We start from the raw sequence: 16,339 nt of genomic DNA, 5'->3' as shown, positions 1-16,339 counted from the left end.
TCACTCCACCCAAACCTCAACCCGCCGGTTCTTGAATCTGCCCTCATCACCCTCGTTGGTAGCAACTGGCATTTCATCGCCCAGGCCCAGCACATCGCGCAACACCACATTGCTTTTGAGCAACTCACGGCGCACCGCCATTGCGCGCAACTTGGACAACAGTTGCGCTCTGGCGGAGTCATCTTTCGCATCACCAAAGCCGACCAGTGTGACCCGTTGGTTGAGCTGATCATGCTCTTTCAAATAATTCACCACACGCTGCACATCCAGCCTGGCCTTGTTGTCCAGCGCGGCGCTGCCTTGGGCAAAGCGAAAATTTACCGAGAGCCGTTCACCCTGACGAGTCAGGTTTTGGTACTGCGCTGGCATTTCCGGGGTCGCTCGCACCTTGACCGTTTGCACCGTCTGCGAGACAAAACCGCTGTTCGCCACGATGGCCTGACCTGCCGGGCTCTGCGTGAAACGCACCAGGGCTTTGGCCCAGCGCTGGCCGGACTGCGGGGGCAGGTAGAAATACAAACGCCGCGAGAGTGGATAGTCCTCGGTGGCAATCAAACCAACCGTTGGCAGCATGGGCTTGGAATCGCCATCGATAATTGCCAATGCCTTGGCCCGTCGCACGTAGGGCAGGCCGATAAAACCAATGCCTAGACGGTCCTGACTGACTTCGTCTGACAATTGCTCGCTGGACTCAAAGCGTTTGGCATCACGCACCAGGGATTTTCCGTTTTTGGACAAAACAAGCTCGTTGAAGGTGTCGTAAGTGCCGGACTGTTGATCCCGGGCGTACACATGAATGGGCCCCGCAGCGCCCCCTAGGTGTTGCCAGTCCTGAATGTCGCCGGAAAATACCTGCGCCAACTGAGTGATGCTCAATGCCCGTAGCGGATTGTTCGGATGCAAAATGACTGCAACGCCATCGATGGCGATGACCTGTTCGGCGTCATGACTTTTCAGATCACCGACACCGGCCAGTTCTTTGATTTCGCTTTCTTTTACGGGGCGCGAGGAAGCCGCCAGATCGGCAGCGTTGCCCTTCAACGCACTAAAACCGGTGCTGGAGCCATGGGCCGCTACTTCGACGATGACAGTCTGCCCTGCACTTGTGCGGCCAGTAACGCGTGTCTCGTTGGGGTGTGGACCGGGACGTTTTTCGATGGAGAGCACACCTTGCTCAGCCATCAGGCCTTCAACGAGTGCGGGCCCAAGTTGCGCGCCGATGGTGTTGGAACCCTGGATCCGCAATGCCGGCGACCCGTCGGCCGGAAGGGGCAACGCAGCAAAAGCTGCCAGCGGCAATGTGCCGATCAGCAACGCGTGGAAAGTTCGTATGCATAACGTGCGCAGCATCTGCGACATCTTCTTCTAATTGGCGGAAATGCCGAGAGAATAAGACGGACAGGTGACTGCTATGTGACAGCCCGGTTTTCGAGTGCCAACACAATTGGGCCTATCAACGATACACGTGGGAGCGGACCTGTCCGCGAAGGGGAAGGCGCATCAGACGCCTATATTGGGTCTGATGAATCCTCTTCGCAGACAGGTCCGTTCTCACATAGGTCTTTAGTGTGTCGAATAAGCCGCTGCAGGACTTCAGCTCAACTCAAGCCAGATCGGCGCATGATCCGAAGGCTTTTCCATGGCGCGCAGATCGTAATCCACACCACCGGCCTTGATCCGGGGCTGCAACCCGTGGGACGCCATGATCAGATCAATGCGCAGGCCACGCTTGGGTTCATCCTCGAAGCCGCGGCTGCGGTAGTCGAACCAGCTGAACTGGTCGATCACTTCCGGGTACAGATGACGAAAGCTGTCCACCAGGCCCCAGCTCTTGAGTTTGCCCATCCACTCGCGCTCTTCCGGCAGAAAGCTGCATTTGCCGGTTTTCAGCCAGCGCTTGGCGTTGTCCGGGCCGATGCCGATGTCGCTGTCTTCGGGGGAAATGTTGACGTCGCCCATCACTACCAGCGCCTGATCATTGCTGAAGCGGGTCTCCAGCAGTTGCTGCAGATCGGCATAGAAACGTTGTTTGGCGGGAAATTTGGTTGGGTGGTCGCGGCTTTCCCCTTGGGGGAAATAGCCATTCATGACGGTCACCGGAACGCCGTTGCGGTCGGCGTAGGTGCCCCAGATGAAGCGCTTCTGTGACTCTTCGTCGTCGGTGTCAAAGCCCTTGTGCAATGCAATGGGCGGCAGTCGCGACAGCAGCGCAACGCCGTAGTGGCCTTTCTGTCCGTGAAAGTGAACGTGGTAGCCGAGGGCTTCTATTTCTGCTTGAGGGAATTGCTCGTCGGAAACCTTGGTTTCCTGCAGGCCAATGACGTCCGGTTGATGTTTTTCGATCAGCGCCGCCAGCTGATGCGGACGGGCGCGCAGGCCATTGATGTTGAAAGACACAATTTTCATAGGCGGCAGTCCTGGCAAAAAGCAAAACGCGATGCTAGCTGACCTTCGGCGCCAGGGCCAGCGCAGGGTCGTCAGGCGTTGGCGGGCAGGGCGGCTGCTACGCTCAATGAAAGCCAGGCGAAATTAGCCTGAACTGTCATCATCAGCGCTGACTCCAAGCGGATAGCCAAGACGCTGCTTGCACACGGCGCGTCGTCATCACGAGGTTTTACCCATGCCCGAATCTGCCCATGCACCCGCGCAAATCCGCCAACTGGACAGCGGTTATTCCCGCGAGGCGCGCTCGGTGTTGTATCAGGCGTACCGGCATGAGCCGAGTTTTGCCTACCTCTTTGAGTCTGGGCGCTCTGGCTACGAACATCGGGTGCGCGCCACCGTGCGTGAACTGGTCAAACAGCATTTTCTGCAGGACATGCCCGCGCTGGGGCTGTTCGTCGATGACCGCCTGATCGGGGTTGCACTGATTGCGCCGCCGTCACGGCGCCTTGGGATCACCGAGAGTTGGGCCTGGCGTTTGCGGATGATCATGAGTACCGGGCTGCGCTGCACACAACGCTATCTGGAGTACTACCACGCAGTACTGGCGTGTCTGCCATCGGACTCGGTGCACGTATTGCCGCTGCTGGGCATTCATCCGGATTTCCAGGGTCAGCATTACGGCGAGCAGTTGCTCGATGCCCTGCATGACTGGTGCGCAGTGGACGAACATTCCCAAGGCATCGTCCTCGATACCGGCAATGCCCATTATCTTGAGTTCTATAAACGACAGGGCTATGAGGAAATAGGCGAGGTGGCCGTAGGGCCGATCCGCGAGCATGTGTTCTTCCACCCAAATCCGCAGGTTTCCCTGGGCGCGATGGCTTGAACGCCGGAAATTTCTGACATCCAGCGTGGTTCCAATTCAACCCGCAGCTCGTGCTAGCATTCGCGCCTATGAAGTTTCCAAGCAAAGTTACCAGCGGTTTTCTCCTTATGTTCTCCAGTGTTACGGCGTTTGGTGCCGATCAACTGGACGTGCGGATCAAGCCTTCCAACGCTGAGCTCAAGTCCAATATCGAAGGGTATGTGGGTGATTTGGGCGACCGCGACGAACAGGCGCTCGAGCGATTCAGCGTGGGCGCGGTGGAGCAGGCGCAAAAGGCCGCTCAAGCGCTGGGTTTCTATCAGGCGCAAATCGAACCCCAAATCAAAACCTCGGGCAACACGCCGCAGTTGATCCTCAACGTGCAGCCCGGCGAACCGATCCATTTGCGCAATATCGTGCTGCGCATCGACGGGCCTGCCAGCCAGCTCAAGGCCTTTCGGGTTCCCAAAAGCGATGCGTTGAAGACCGGCGCCGTTCTCAATCACGGGCACTACGAAGACGCCAAGCGTCTGATCCAGAATCAGGCCGCCCGCTATGGCTTTTTCAACGGCCGGTTTACCAGCCAGCGCTTGTCGGTGGACCCGCGCGCAGGCGTGGCCGACATCGAACTGATCTACGACAGCGGCCCGCGCTTCTCGCTGGGCAAAGTATCCTTCAGCGGCGACGCGCCGTTCGACGACGACCTGCTCAAACGCATGGTGCCGTTCAAGGAAAACACGCCTTACGACTCAGAGCTGATCGCCGAACTGAATCAGGCCATGCAGGCCAGCGGTTATTTCGAGGGCGTGCGAGTCGATGCCACGCCCACGTCCGCTCAAGGGCAGGTGATTCCGGTGGTGGTCCAGCTCGAAACCCGCAAGCCGCGCACCATGGGGCTTGGCCTGGGTTATTCCACCGACGTTGGTCCTCGTGCCAAAGCCAACTGGACCCGGCACTGGGTCAATCCGCAAGGCCACAGCTATGGCGCTGAAATGGAGTTGTCGGCCCCTCGTCAGAACGTCGGCTTGTGGTACGACATTCCTCTCGATCCGCCCTTGACCGACAAACTGCGGTTCGCGGGCGGCTATCAGTACGAAGAAATTGCCGACACCGACAGTCTGAGTAAGCTGCTGACGGTAGGGCCGGAATGGCACAGCAAGCTGCCCAGCGGGTGGGAGCGGGTGATTTCGCTCAAGTGGCAACGCGAAGAATATCGTCTGGGTGATGACTCCGGGTTGAGCACCTTGTTGATGCCCGGTATCAGTTATTCCTACCTGCGCAGCGACAACCGCATCGATCCCCATAACGGCTATCGGTTGCAGTTCGACACCCAGGTGGCGAAAGAGGGCTTGGGTTCCGACGCCAACGTGGTCCACGGCACCGCTTTGGTCAAAGGGCTGACCACGTTGTGGGACAACCATCGATTCCTCGGCCGGGTCCAGGTCGGCGGCACCGCTACAAACGGCTATAAGTCGATCCCGCCATCGCTGCGTTTTTTCGCCGGTGGAGACCAGAGCGTGCGCGGTTACGACTACCAGTCGCTGTCGCCGGAAAACTCCGACGGCGACAAGATCGGCGGACGCTACATGGTCACCGCCAGCGCTGAGTATCAGTATTCGATTGCTGAAAAGTGGCGTGTGGCGACCTTCATCGACCAAGGCAACTCTTTCAACAGCCTTGAACTGCCGAGCCTGAAAACAGGCGTCGGTATCGGTATTCGCTGGGTGTCTCCGGTCGGGCCGTTGCGCCTTGATCTCGCCCATGCACTGGATGATGACGGCGGCATTCGTCTGCACTTCTCGATGGGACCTGAATTGTGACGAACATGGCACGGCTAAAACGCTTCGCGATCATTGCCGCGATCACCCTTGTTTCGCTTCTGGTATTGCTGGTGGCCAGTGTCGGCGTGGTGCTGGGTACGCAGGCTGGCAGTCGCTGGGCGCTCGGTCTGGTGCCGGGGTTGCAGCTGGAGAATTTCAACGGCCGACTCGGCGGGTTTTGGAGCGCCGATCACCTGACCTGGGAGCAGGGCGCTAACCGGGTCGAGGTCGATGCGCCGGTATTCGATTGGTCTCCGGGCTGCCTGACGCGCATGACCCTGTGCATCGACACCCTTAAAGCGGGCGACATCCGCCTGCGCTTTGCGCCCTCGACCGACGCAGCCCCCAGCGGCCCGATCACCTTGCCCGATCTGAAAATCCCTTTAGCCATTGAGTTGGGCGACGTGCAGATCGGCAGTGTGGTGCTTGATGGTGCCGAGCAACTGCGAGACTTGAAGCTCGCGGCGCACTGGACCCCCGACGGCTTGAAGATCGACTCGGCGCATCTGCAACGCGATGATCTGATACTCGACCTCACCGGATTGCTCAAGCCTCAGGCTGACTGGCCACTGACCGCCCAAGGCCACTTGCAATTGCCACCGGTGGCGGGTCAGCCGCTTTCGCTGGCGCTGAACATCGACGGCGACTTGCTGAAAACCCTTAAGCTCAACGCGCAAAGCAGCGGATACATCGACGCAAAGCTGGTCGGCGAGCTGCAACCGCTGGCGGATAATCTGCCGGCCGAAATCACCATCACCTCCGAACAGTTCAAGCCAGCCGCTGAGCTGCCGGACACGCTGCAACTCAATCAACTGACGCTCAATGCCAAAGGTGATCTTGCCGGTGGTTACGCGATCCTGGGTAACGCCAGCCTGCCCGCCGAGCAAGGCCCCATCGCCTTGGCTTTACAGGGGCGGGTGGACGCCAAAGGGGCTGAAATCGACGGGTTGGATCTCGGTTCCAGCGCTGAGCAGCGACTCAAACTCAGCGGCAAGCTCGACTGGCAGAACGGCGTGCGTGCGGACGCGAAAATTGACTGGCTGGACTTCCCCTGGCATCGCCTCTACCCGGTGATCGCCGAGCCAGACGTCAAAGTCCATACGTTCAACGGAGAAATTTCCTACACGGATGGCAAGTATCTGGGCAACTTCGCGGGCGATTTCACAGGCCCCGCAGGCCCATTCAGCCTCAACAGTCCGTTCAGTGGTGATTTGCAGCAGGTCTTCCTGCCTCAATTGGAGTTGATTGCCGGCAAAGGCAAAGCGAGCGGTCATCTGAACCTGCAGTTTGCCGACGGCATTGCCTGGGACACCGCGCTGGACCTGAGTGCCTTCGATCCCTCGTATTGGGTGGCAGAACTGCCCGGCACGCTCGCCGGACCGTTGCGCAGCAAAGGCTCTTTCAAAAACGGGCAGTTGAACCTCAACGCAGACCTCGATCTGAAAGGCCGCCTGCGCGGTCAGCCTGCGGTGCTGCAGGCCAAAGCCGATGGCGCCGCAGATAAATGGAACGTCAGCGCGCTGGAAATCCGCTTGGGCGACAACCGCATTCAGGGCGCCGGCAGCCTGCAGCAGAAGCTTGTCGCGCAGCTGGATTTGAACTTGCCACGGCTGGGCCAATTGTGGCCAGGTTTACAAGGGCAGGCTAAAGGCCGTCTCGATCTGGCGGGCACCGTGCAGGCGCCGCAAGGGCAGTTCGCATTGCAGGGCTCTCAACTGGCATTCGAAAACAATCGCCTGCAAACCCTCGCACTCACGGCCAAGCTGGATGCTGCGCAGAGTGCAGTCATCGACTTGAAAACCATTGGCATCAACGTCGGTGACACGGCGCTGGGCACATTAAGCGTTAATGGCCAAGGCGACATCAAACGCCAGCAGGTCAAGCTGGACCTGCAAGGTCCTTTGCTCAAGCTGGCACTGGCGCTGGACGGCAATCTGGACAAAGGCAACTGGCGCGGCAGGCTGGCCAGCGGCGATATCCAGACAGGTGGCCAGGACTGGCGTCTGCAACAGCCAGCGAAGCTGGAACGACTGGCGGACGGAAAGATCAATTTTGGCGCCCATTGCTGGCTGTCAGGGTCTGCCAGTTTGTGTGGTGAAGACCAACGCCTGATGCCCGAGCCCCGCTTGCGCTATCACCTCAAGCAGTTCCCGCTGGACAGTCTGGCGCAATGGCTGCCCAAGGATTTTGCCTGGAAGGGCGCGCTCAATGCCGACGTGCAACTGGATCTGCCGGCCTCAGGTCCCAACGGACAAATCATGGTGGATGCCAGCGGCGGCACGTTGCGTGTGCGCGAGAAGCAAGAGTGGCTGGACTTCCCTTATGAAAGTCTGAAGCTCACCAGCACCTTCAAGCCCAAGCGGGTGGATGCGAACCTGGACTTCCGCGGCGGCAAATTGGGTTCGTTGCAGCTCAACGCGACCATCGATCCTCTGGCCAAGGACAAGACTATCAATGGCGCGTTCACGCTCAGCGGTCTTGACGTCTCGGTGGCGCGGCCTTTCGTGCCCGTGGTGGACAAGCTCAACGGTCGTCTGAACGGCAACGGTCGGATTTCGGGCGGTTTACTGGCGCCGCAGGTCAACGGCAGCGTGGTGTTGAGCGATGGCGAGGTCTTTGGGCCGGAACTGCCTGTCAGCCTGGAAAAACTCAACGTCCAGGCGCTCATTGCAGGGGAAAGCGTTCAGTTGCAGGGGCGCTGGAGCAGTGGTCCGAACGGGCAGGGTACGCTGGCCGGGCAAGTGGCTTGGGCGCAGGCACTGAATGTGGATCTGAGCCTGAAGGGTTCGCGTCTGCCGATTACAGTCGAGCCCTACGCCAAACTGGAAGCTGCGCCGGATCTGAAGATTACCCTGCAGGGCGACAAGCTGGCGGTGTCGGGCAAAGTGTTAATCCCGACCGGCGACATCGTCATCCGGCAACTTCCGCCGTCTACGGTCAAGGTGTCCGATGACACGGTGATCGTTGGCCAGCAAACTAAAGCGGGCAAACCACCTATGGCGATCGCCATGGACATCGACGTTGAAGTGGGCAAGGACAAGCTGACGTTCACCGGCTTTGGTCTGACTGCCAATCTGGCAGGGCAGGTACACATCGGCGATAACCTCGACACTCGAGGTGAGCTGAATTTGAACGACGGACGCTACCGGGCTTATGGTCAGCGCCTGACGATTCGCAAGGCGCGCCTGTTGTTTGCAGGCCCCATCGATCAGCCGTATCTGGACATTGAAGCCATCCGCCAGACCGATGACATCATTGCTGGCATCAGATTGACGGGCAGCGCCGAGCAGCCGACCACCGTGGTGTTTTCGGAGCCGGCGATGAGTCAGGAGCAGGCGTTGTCGTATCTGGTGCTGGGACGTCCTTTAAGCACCAATGGCGAAGACAACAACATGATGGCGCAGGCAGCCTTGGCACTCGGGTTGGCAGGGAGTTCTTCGACCGCAGGCAAGTTGGCGACTGATCTGGGTATCAAGGACTTCGAACTGGACACTTCCGGCAGCGGCGATACTACGGCAGTCGTGGCCAGCGGCAAGATCACAGACAAGCTCAGTTTGCGTTACGGCCTTGGCGTGTTCGAGCCGGCCAACACCCTGACGTTGCGTTATCTGCTGAGCAAGAAGGTGTATCTGGAAGTGGCGGGCGGTGTAGCAAGTTCGCTGGATATCTTCTACAAACGGGATTTCTGACGAATGCCTCAACCTGTAGGAGTCACCTTGTTGGCTAGGCGGTTGTTGCGGTGTTTCATTCAGGACGCCTCGCGAACAAGTTCGCTCCTACAGGGCAGCGCCGATCTTTATCTGTAGGAGCCAACTTGTTGGCGAGGCGGTTGTTGCGGTGTTTCATTCAGGACGCCTCGCGAACAAGTTCGCTCCTACAGGGCAGCGCCGATCTCAATCTGTAGGAGCCAACTTGTTGGCGAGACGATCCAAAGGACGGAATTAGCTGCTGGTCACCCCTCAGCCGTTCACCAATTTCAACGACGCCTCGGTATACCGTTCACCCGCTATCGCACTTACCGGGAACAAATCTTTCAGCGCTTTGAGCTCCTCAGCGCTCAATTCGATATCCAGCGCTGCGACGTTCTCTTGCAGGTATTTGCGCTGCTTGGTCCCCGGAATTGGCACCACGTCGTTTCCCTGAGCCAAGACCCACGCCAGCGCCAGTTGCCCGGCAGTGACGCCCTTGTCGGTCGCCAGTTTCTGCACCTTTTCAACCAGCAAGAGGTTCCTGGCAAAGTTCTCGCCCTGAAAGCGCGGGCTGTTGCGACGGTAGTCATCGGCAGCAAAATCGTCAGGGCTTTTCAGAGTGCCTGTCAGGAAGCCCCGGCCAAGCGGGCTATAGGGAACAAATCCAATGCCCAATCGACGACAAGCCTCCAGCACGCCATTTTCCTCAGGATCGCGACTCCACAGCGAATACTCGGTTTGCAGGGCGGTGATCGGGTGCACGGTTTGCGCCCGTTCCAGAGTAGCGGCCGAGGCTTCACTCAAGCCCAGATAACGAACCTTGCCTTCTTTTACCAGCTGCGCCATGGCGCCAACTGATTCCTCGACCGAAATCTGCGGGTCGATACGGTGCTGGTAGTACAAATCGAGGGTTTCGATCTGCAACCGCTGCAACGTACCTTCGATGGCGCTGCGAATGTATTCCGGGCTGCCGTTGACGCCCCGCGCGCTGGCGTCGTTGGGGTCGCGAACGAAGCCGAACTTGCTCGCCAGAAACACCTGATCGCGTTTGCCTTTCAGCGCTTTGCCGATCAGCTCCTCATTGGTATGCGGTCCGTACATGTCGGCGGTGTCGAGCAAGGTCACGCCCAACTCAAGCGCGCGATGAATTGTCGCGATGGCTTCCTGAGTATCTGTGCCGGTGGTGTAGAAATCGGTCATGCCCATGCAGCCCAGGCCGATGGCTGACACTTGAGGTCCGTTCTTGCCGAGTTGACGCGTTTGCATGAAGGAATCCTTGTGGAATAGGGGGTGTTCAAATAGAAGGCCAGTCATTGTCACCCTCGACAGATTCAGGATAAACCGGTTAAAAGTGCTTTCACTGTTTTGAATTTCTACATAAAGAACGCTCGATAAACCTTCAGGAGGCGCTTTGGACAAATTCAATGCCATGCGGGCGTTCACGCGCATCGTCGAACTCGGTGGATTTGCCAAAGCGGCCGATGACCTGCACCTGCCGCGGGCCTCTGTCACCATCCTGATCAAGCAGCTTGAAGCCCATCTGGGCGTGCAATTGCTGCAGCGCACCACCCGCCACGTCAGCCCGACCCTCGACGGCCAGGCTTATTACCAGCGCTGCGTTTCGCTGCTCAGCGACCTGGAAGAAACCGAAAATGCCTTGTCCGCCATCGGCAGTGCGCCCAAAGGGGTTTTGCGAATCGACATTCCGGCAGGCTTCGGGCGCCTGATCGTGATGCGTGCGCTGCCTGAATTCACCGACCGCTATCCGCAGATCGAGCTGGAAGTAGGCATGACGGACCGGCCGGTGGACCTGATCCGCGAGGGCGTCGATTGTGTAGTTCGGGGCGGTCAGTCGCTGGATCATTCGTTGGTGGCCCGACCGTTGGCCCAGATGCGCCAAGTGGTCTGCGCCAGCCGCGAATACCTGCGACGGCATGGCACGCCGTTGACGCTCGATGACTTGGTGCAGCACAAAGTCATCGAATACTTCGCCAGCGGCTCCAACAAACGCTATGGACTGGAGTTCATCATCGACGGCAAGGAGCAGGAATTCAGCATGCCCAAAGCCTTGTCGATCAACAGCGCCGATGGTTATCTCGCGGCGTGCGAAGCCGGTTATGGCCTGGTACAGACTCCGTATTACCACGCCGCCGAACCCATGCGCAGCGGCGCACTGATTGAAGTGCTGGGCGGCTATGCTCAACCGCGGTTGCCACTGACCGCCTTGTATCCTGCTCATCGACACCTGTCGCGGCGGGTGCGGGTGTTTATCGACTGGCTGGTTGAATTGTGTGGTCGGCCGGGGCTGTTGGATAAGCTCGATAACTGACCGTAGTGGCCAAACAAAATCGCGCCAGGGCGTAGGTGGCGACGCGCTTTCGTGGTTAACTTCCGGTTTTCCAAACCTGCCCAACGGCAACCCAGAATAAGGACTCAGCTCATGGCTCAAGTGACTCGTCGTGGTAACCCGGTTCAGATCAAAGGTGAATTGCCCCAGGTCGGCAGCACCGCTCCTGCGTTCACACTGGTGGGTGGCGATCTGGCTGACGTAACGCTGGAAACCTTCGCCGGCAAGCGCAAGGTGCTGAACATTTTCCCAAGCGTCGACACCCCGACCTGCGCCACGTCGGTGCGTAAATTCAATGCCCAGGCCAACGATCTGACCAACGCCGTCGTGTTGTGCATCTCCGCTGACCTGCCATTCGCCCAGGCGCGCTTCTGTGGTGCCGAAGGCCTGGAAAACGTGAAAAACCTCTCCACCATGCGCGGCGCCGATTTCATGGAAACCTACGGGGTGGCTATCGCAGACGGCCCGATGGCTGGCCTGACTACCCGCGCGGTGGTTGTGCTGGACGAAGACAACAAAGTGCTGCACAGCGAACTGGTGCCTGAAATCGGCCAGGAACCTGACTACGATGCAGCGCTGGCCGTATTGAAGTAACTTGCCTGCTGCGCATTTAACAGCTGCGCAGTTAAGCGGCAACAAACAGCAATACATGGCGGCCTGACCTGATCAGGCCGTTTCTATTTATGCTTCAGCACCTTAACGAAGTAAGCCCTAGGTAAATTGCCGGTAAAGCCACTTTGCTCAGGCCCTATCTGTGCTTATTGTTCAGCCTCCCGAAGACGCTCACGCGCACACTGGTTGATTTATACATGCAATCGTCTGGCCCTCGTAACTCCCGTCGCTGGCTGATCAGCCTGTTGGTTTTGGTGATCATTGCAGGGCTGTGCTGGTGGTTCTGGCCCAGCTCTACTACGCAAAATGGCAGTACCGCCCACGTTGACGCGGCACCTCAGGGCGTTGGCCGCAAGGCCGGCGGCAAAACCGTCGCCAACCGTCCGGGCTTCGGCGGCGCAACGGGGCCGATTCCAGTGCGTGTGGCCGCCGCGACCACGGGCGATTTTCCGATCTACTACAAAGCGCTCGGCACCGTGACCGCGATGAACACCATCAACGTTCGCAGCCGCGTGGCGGGGGAACTGGTCAAGCTCAACTTCCAGGAAGGGCAACTGGTCAAGGCCGGAGACCTGCTGGCGGAAATCGACCCGCGCAGCTACCAGATCGCTTTGCAGCAGGCCGAGGGCACGCTGATGCAAAACCAGGCGCTGCTCAAGAACGCACAGACCGACGTCGAGCGCTATCGCGGCTTGTATAAAGAAGACAGCATCGCCAAGCAGACCCTGGACACCGCCGAATCCCTGGTCGGCCAATACCAGGGCACCATCAAGACCAATCAGGCCGCAGTCGGCGATGCCAAGCTGAATCTGGATTTCGCCAGGATTCGCGCACCGATCTCGGGGCGTATCGGCCTGCGCCAACTGGACGTCGGCAACCTCGTCGCCGCCAACGACACCACCGCACTGGCCGTCATCACCCAGACCAAACCGATCACCGTCAATTTCACGCTGCCGGAAAAAGACCTGTCGGCAGTAATCAGCCGGTATCGCAGCGGTGACAATCTGCCGGTAGAGGCCTGGGATCGCGGCGACGTGAAGCTGCAATCCACCGGCGTGCTCGCCAGCCTGGACAACCAGATCGACATCACCACCGGCACTCTGAAATTCAAGGCGCGCTTCGATAACCAGGACGAAGTGCTGTTCCCCAACCAGTTCGTCAATGTCCGCCTGCGTGCCGACACCTTAAGACAAGTGGTGCTGGTGCCGACCGCTGCGGTGCAGTTCGGCGTGAACGGCACGTTCGTCTACGTCGTGGAAGGCGACAAGAAGGTCAAGGTCCGCGCTCTTAAAACCGGCGCAAGCGACGAGACCTCGACCGTCATCACTGAAGGCCTGGCGGCAGGCGACCGGGTGGTACTGGAAGGCACCGACCGCTTGAAGGACGGCAGCGACGTCGAAGTGGTCAATGACAGCAAAGAGGTGCCGGTCACCCCGGGCCAGCACCTGCAAGGCCAACCCTCCAAGCAGTCGTCTGAATCGGCTGGCATCGGCGCCGTGAAGAAAGGCGACGTATGAACCTGTCACGCCTGTTCATCCTGAGGCCGGTCGCGACCACGCTGAGCATGCTGGCGATCGTGTTCTGCGGTCTGATCGCCTACACGCTGTTGCCGGTTTCCGCGCTGCCACAGGTGGATTATCCCACCATCCGCGTGATGACGCTGTACCCTGGCGCCAGCCCGCAAGTGATGACCAGTGCGGTAACCGCACCCCTTGAGCGCCAGTTCGGGCAAATGCCGGGGCTGACGCAGATGGCGTCCACCAGTTCCGGCGGCGCGTCAGTGATTACCCTGCGTTTCAGCCTCGACATCAACATGGACGTGGCGGAGCAGGAAGTGCAGGCCGCGATCAACGGCGCGACTAATCTGTTGCCTACCGATTTGCCCGCGCCACCGGTTTACAACAAGGTCAACCCGGCGGATACCCCGGTGCTGACCCTGGCCATCACTTCCAAAACCATGCTCCTGCCCAAACTCAATGATTTGGTCGATACGCGCATGGCGCAGAAGATCGCGCAGATCAGTGGCGTCGGCATGGTCAGCATTGCCGGTGGTCAGCGTCAGGCGGTGCGCATCAAGGTCAACCCGGACGCGCTGGCCGCCAATGGTCTGAACCTGGCCGACGTGCGCACGCTGATCACAGCCTCCAACGTCAACACGCCCAAAGGTAACTTCGACGGCCCGACCCGAGTTTCGATGCTGGACGCCAATGACCAGCTCAAGTCGCCCGAGGAATACGCCAACCTGATCCTGGCCTACGCCAACGGCGGCCCGCTGCGCCTCAAAGATGTGGCTGAAATCGTCGACGGCGCCGAAAACGATCGTCTCGCTGCATGGGCCAATGAAAACCAGGCAGTGCTGCTGAACATTCAGCGTCAGCCCGGCGCCAACGTGATTGACGTGGTTGACCGGATCAAGGCGCTGTTGCCGAGCATCACCGATAACCTGCCCGCCGGGCTGGACGTCACGGTGCTGACGGACCGCACCCAGACCATTCGCGCATCGGTCACGGATGTTCAGCACGAGCTGCTGATTGCCGTAGTGCTGGTGGTGCTGGTGACGTTCCTGTTCCTGCGCCGTTTCAGCGCCACGATCATTCCGTCGATTGCGGTGCCGCTGTCGTTGATCGGCACCTTCGGCGTGATGTACCTGGCCGGGTTTTCGGTCAATAACCTGACCCTGATGGCCATGACCATCGCCACCGGTTTTGTGGTGGACGACGCCATCGTCATGCTGGAGAACATTTCCCGGCATCTGGAGGAGGGCGAGACTCCGCTGCAGGCAGCGCTCAAGGGCGCGAAGCAGATTGGTTTTACCCTGATTTCCCTGACCATTTCGCTGATTGCGGTGCTGATTCCGTTGCTGTTCATGGCCGACGTTGTAGGCCGTTTGTTCCGCGAATTCGCGATCACCCTGGCGGTGGCGATCCTGATCTCGCTGGTGGTGTCCCTGACACTGACGCCGATGATGTGCGCGCGCCTGCTCAAGCGCGAACCCAAAGCAGAAGACCAAGGCCGCTTCTATCGCGCCAGTGGTGCATGGATTGACTGGCTGATTTCTGGCTACGGCCGGGGTTTGCGCTGGGTACTCAAGCATCAGCCGCTCACACTGCTGGTAGCAGTCGCAACGCTGGGCATCACGGTTTTGCTGTATCTGGCCGTGCCAAAAGGCTTCTTCCCGGTGCAGGACACCGGCGTGATCCAGGGGATTTCCGAAGCGCCGCAGTCAGTGTCGTTCGCCGCCATGAGCGAGCGTCAGCAGTCGTTGGCCAAAATCATCCTTCAGGACCCTGCGGTGCAGAGCCTGTCGTCCTACATCGGGGTCGATGGCGACAACGCCACGCTCAACAGCGGCCGATTCCTGATCAACCTCAAGCCCCATGGGCAGCGTGACCTGTCGGCCGCCCAAGTAATCTTGCGCTTGCAGCCGCAGCTTGCCGATCTGGCGGGCATTCGCCTGTACATGCAGCCGGTGCAGGATTTGACCATCGAGGATCGGGTCAGCCGCACCCAGTACCAGTTCAGCATGTCGTCGCCGGACAACGAACTGCTCGCCGAGTGGAGCGGCAAGCTGGTGGAGGCGTTGCAGCAGCGTCCTGAGTTGACCGACGTCGCCAGCGACTTGCAGGACAAAGGGCTGCAGGTGTTTCTGAACATCGACCGTGATGCCGCGAGCCGTCTCGGGGTCACGGTTGCCAATATCACCGACGCGCTGTACGACGCCTTCGGCCAGCGGCAGATTTCGACCATTTATACCCAGGCCAGCCAGTACCGCGTGGTGCTTCAAGCCGCAGCGGGCAATGAAATTGGCCCGCAGGCGCTGGAGCAGATTCACGTCAAGACCACCGACGGCGGTCAGGTCAAGCTGTCGAGCCTTGCCAAAGTCGAGCAGCGTCAGGCGCAACTGGCTATCGCCCATATCGGTCAGTTCCCGGCAGTGATGATGTCGTTCAACCTGGCCGAAGGTGTGGCGCTGGGCAAGGGCGTGGAAATCATCGATCAGGTGCAGAAAGACATCGGCATGCCGGTGGGCGTGCAGACGCAGTTCCAGGGCGCGGCCGAAGCCTTCCAGGCCTCGCTGTCGAGCACGCTGCTGCTGGTGTTGGCGGCGGTCGTGACGATGTACATCGTGTTGGGCGTGTTGTACGAAAGCTACATTCACCCCATCACCATTCTGTCGACATTGCCCTCGGCGGCGATTGGCGCCTTGCTGGCGTTGATCCTCAGCGGCAATGACCTTGGGATGATTGCGATCATCGGCATCATCCTGCTGATCGGCATCGTGAAGAAGAACGCGATCATGATGATCGACTTCGCCCTCGACGCTGAACGCAACCGGGGTGTCGACCCTGAAACCGCCATTTACGAAGCCGCGCTGCTGCGCTTCCGGCCGATTCTGATGACCACGCTCGCTGCGCTGTTCGGCGCCATTCCGCTGATGTTCGCCACCGGCTCAGGTGCCGAACTGCGCCAGCCGCTGGGTCTGGTGATGGTCGGTGGTTTGCTGGTGAGCCAGGTGTTGACGCTGTTCACCACGCCCGTCATTTATTTGTACTTTGATCGGTTGGGGCGCAGGTTTGCGCGTCAACCGAAGGCCGAGGAAGCGCTGTGACGGGCCAGCTGC

10 protein-coding genes are annotated in these 16,339 nt (G+C 59.5%); 7 read left to right on the top strand and 3 right to left on the bottom strand.

What is annotated here, in order from left to right; genetic code table 11:
• Both ACWKWM_RS06985 and xthA read right to left on the bottom strand, forming a co-directional pair.
• Positions 1 to 1,350, bottom strand: coding sequence for a substrate-binding domain-containing protein (locus ACWKWM_RS06985; RefSeq protein ID WP_483845435.1), 1,350 nt, complete (start codon positions 1,348 to 1,350; stop codon positions 1 to 3).
• Positions 1,351 to 1,593: 243 nt separating this feature from the next.
• Positions 1,594 to 2,406: an exodeoxyribonuclease III gene (gene xthA, locus ACWKWM_RS06980; protein WP_483845434.1), complete on the bottom strand. Its 813-nt coding sequence runs from the start codon at positions 2,404 to 2,406 to the stop codon at positions 1,594 to 1,596.
• Between the two features lie 214 nt (positions 2,407 to 2,620).
• Between xthA and ACWKWM_RS06975 the strand changes: the two genes are divergently transcribed.
• The 3 genes from ACWKWM_RS06975 to ACWKWM_RS06965 all read left to right on the top strand — a co-directional run bounded on the left by ACWKWM_RS06975 (position 2,621) and on the right by ACWKWM_RS06965 (position 8,759).
• Positions 2,621 to 3,271 (top strand): GNAT family N-acetyltransferase, encoded by a 651-nt coding sequence (locus tag ACWKWM_RS06975; RefSeq protein WP_483845433.1) that lies wholly within the window; start codon positions 2,621 to 2,623, stop codon positions 3,269 to 3,271.
• Positions 3,272 to 3,339: 68 nt separating this feature from the next.
• A complete protein-coding gene (locus ACWKWM_RS06970; RefSeq protein ID WP_483845432.1) occupies positions 3,340 to 5,070 on the top strand; it encodes an autotransporter assembly complex protein TamA in 1,731 nt (576 codons plus the stop codon).
• Positions 5,071 to 5,075: 5 nt separating this feature from the next.
• Entirely contained in the window at positions 5,076 to 8,759 is a 3,684-nt protein-coding gene (locus ACWKWM_RS06965; protein ID WP_483845431.1) for a translocation/assembly module TamB domain-containing protein, read from the top strand.
• 270 nt (positions 8,760 to 9,029) lie between these two features.
• Here ACWKWM_RS06965 and ACWKWM_RS06960 read toward each other — a convergent pair whose 3' ends face one another.
• A complete protein-coding gene (locus ACWKWM_RS06960; protein WP_483845430.1) occupies positions 9,030 to 10,025 on the bottom strand; it encodes an aldo/keto reductase in 996 nt (331 codons plus the stop codon).
• Positions 10,026 to 10,170: 145 nt separating this feature from the next.
• On the opposite strand from ACWKWM_RS06960, the gene ACWKWM_RS06955 reads away from it, so the two are divergent.
• The 4 genes from ACWKWM_RS06955 to ACWKWM_RS06940 all read left to right on the top strand — a co-directional run bounded on the left by ACWKWM_RS06955 (position 10,171) and on the right by ACWKWM_RS06940 (position 16,327).
• Positions 10,171 to 11,088 (top strand): LysR family transcriptional regulator, encoded by a 918-nt coding sequence (locus ACWKWM_RS06955; protein WP_483845429.1) that lies wholly within the window; start codon positions 10,171 to 10,173, stop codon positions 11,086 to 11,088.
• 111 nt (positions 11,089 to 11,199) lie between these two features.
• Positions 11,200 to 11,700 (top strand): thiol peroxidase, encoded by a 501-nt coding sequence (gene tpx, locus ACWKWM_RS06950; protein WP_483845428.1) that lies wholly within the window; start codon positions 11,200 to 11,202, stop codon positions 11,698 to 11,700.
• A 200-nt stretch (positions 11,701 to 11,900) separates the two neighbouring features.
• The gene (locus ACWKWM_RS06945; RefSeq protein ID WP_483845631.1) at positions 11,901 to 13,235 is read left to right on the top strand and encodes an MdtA/MuxA family multidrug efflux RND transporter periplasmic adaptor subunit; all 1,335 of its coding nucleotides are present in this window, start codon (positions 11,901 to 11,903) and stop codon (positions 13,233 to 13,235) included.
• Entirely contained in the window at positions 13,232 to 16,327 is a 3,096-nt protein-coding gene (locus ACWKWM_RS06940) for an MdtB/MuxB family multidrug efflux RND transporter permease subunit (protein WP_483845427.1), read from the top strand. The genes ACWKWM_RS06945 and ACWKWM_RS06940 overlap by 4 nt, the downstream gene beginning before the upstream one ends.
• The last annotated feature ends 12 nt before the right edge of the window (positions 16,328 to 16,339 follow it).

The organism is Pseudomonas rosaeacicularis, from assembly GCF_057128745.1.
Note: the sequence above shows the minus strand (reverse complement) of the source record. Positions and strands in the feature narration are given on the sequence as shown.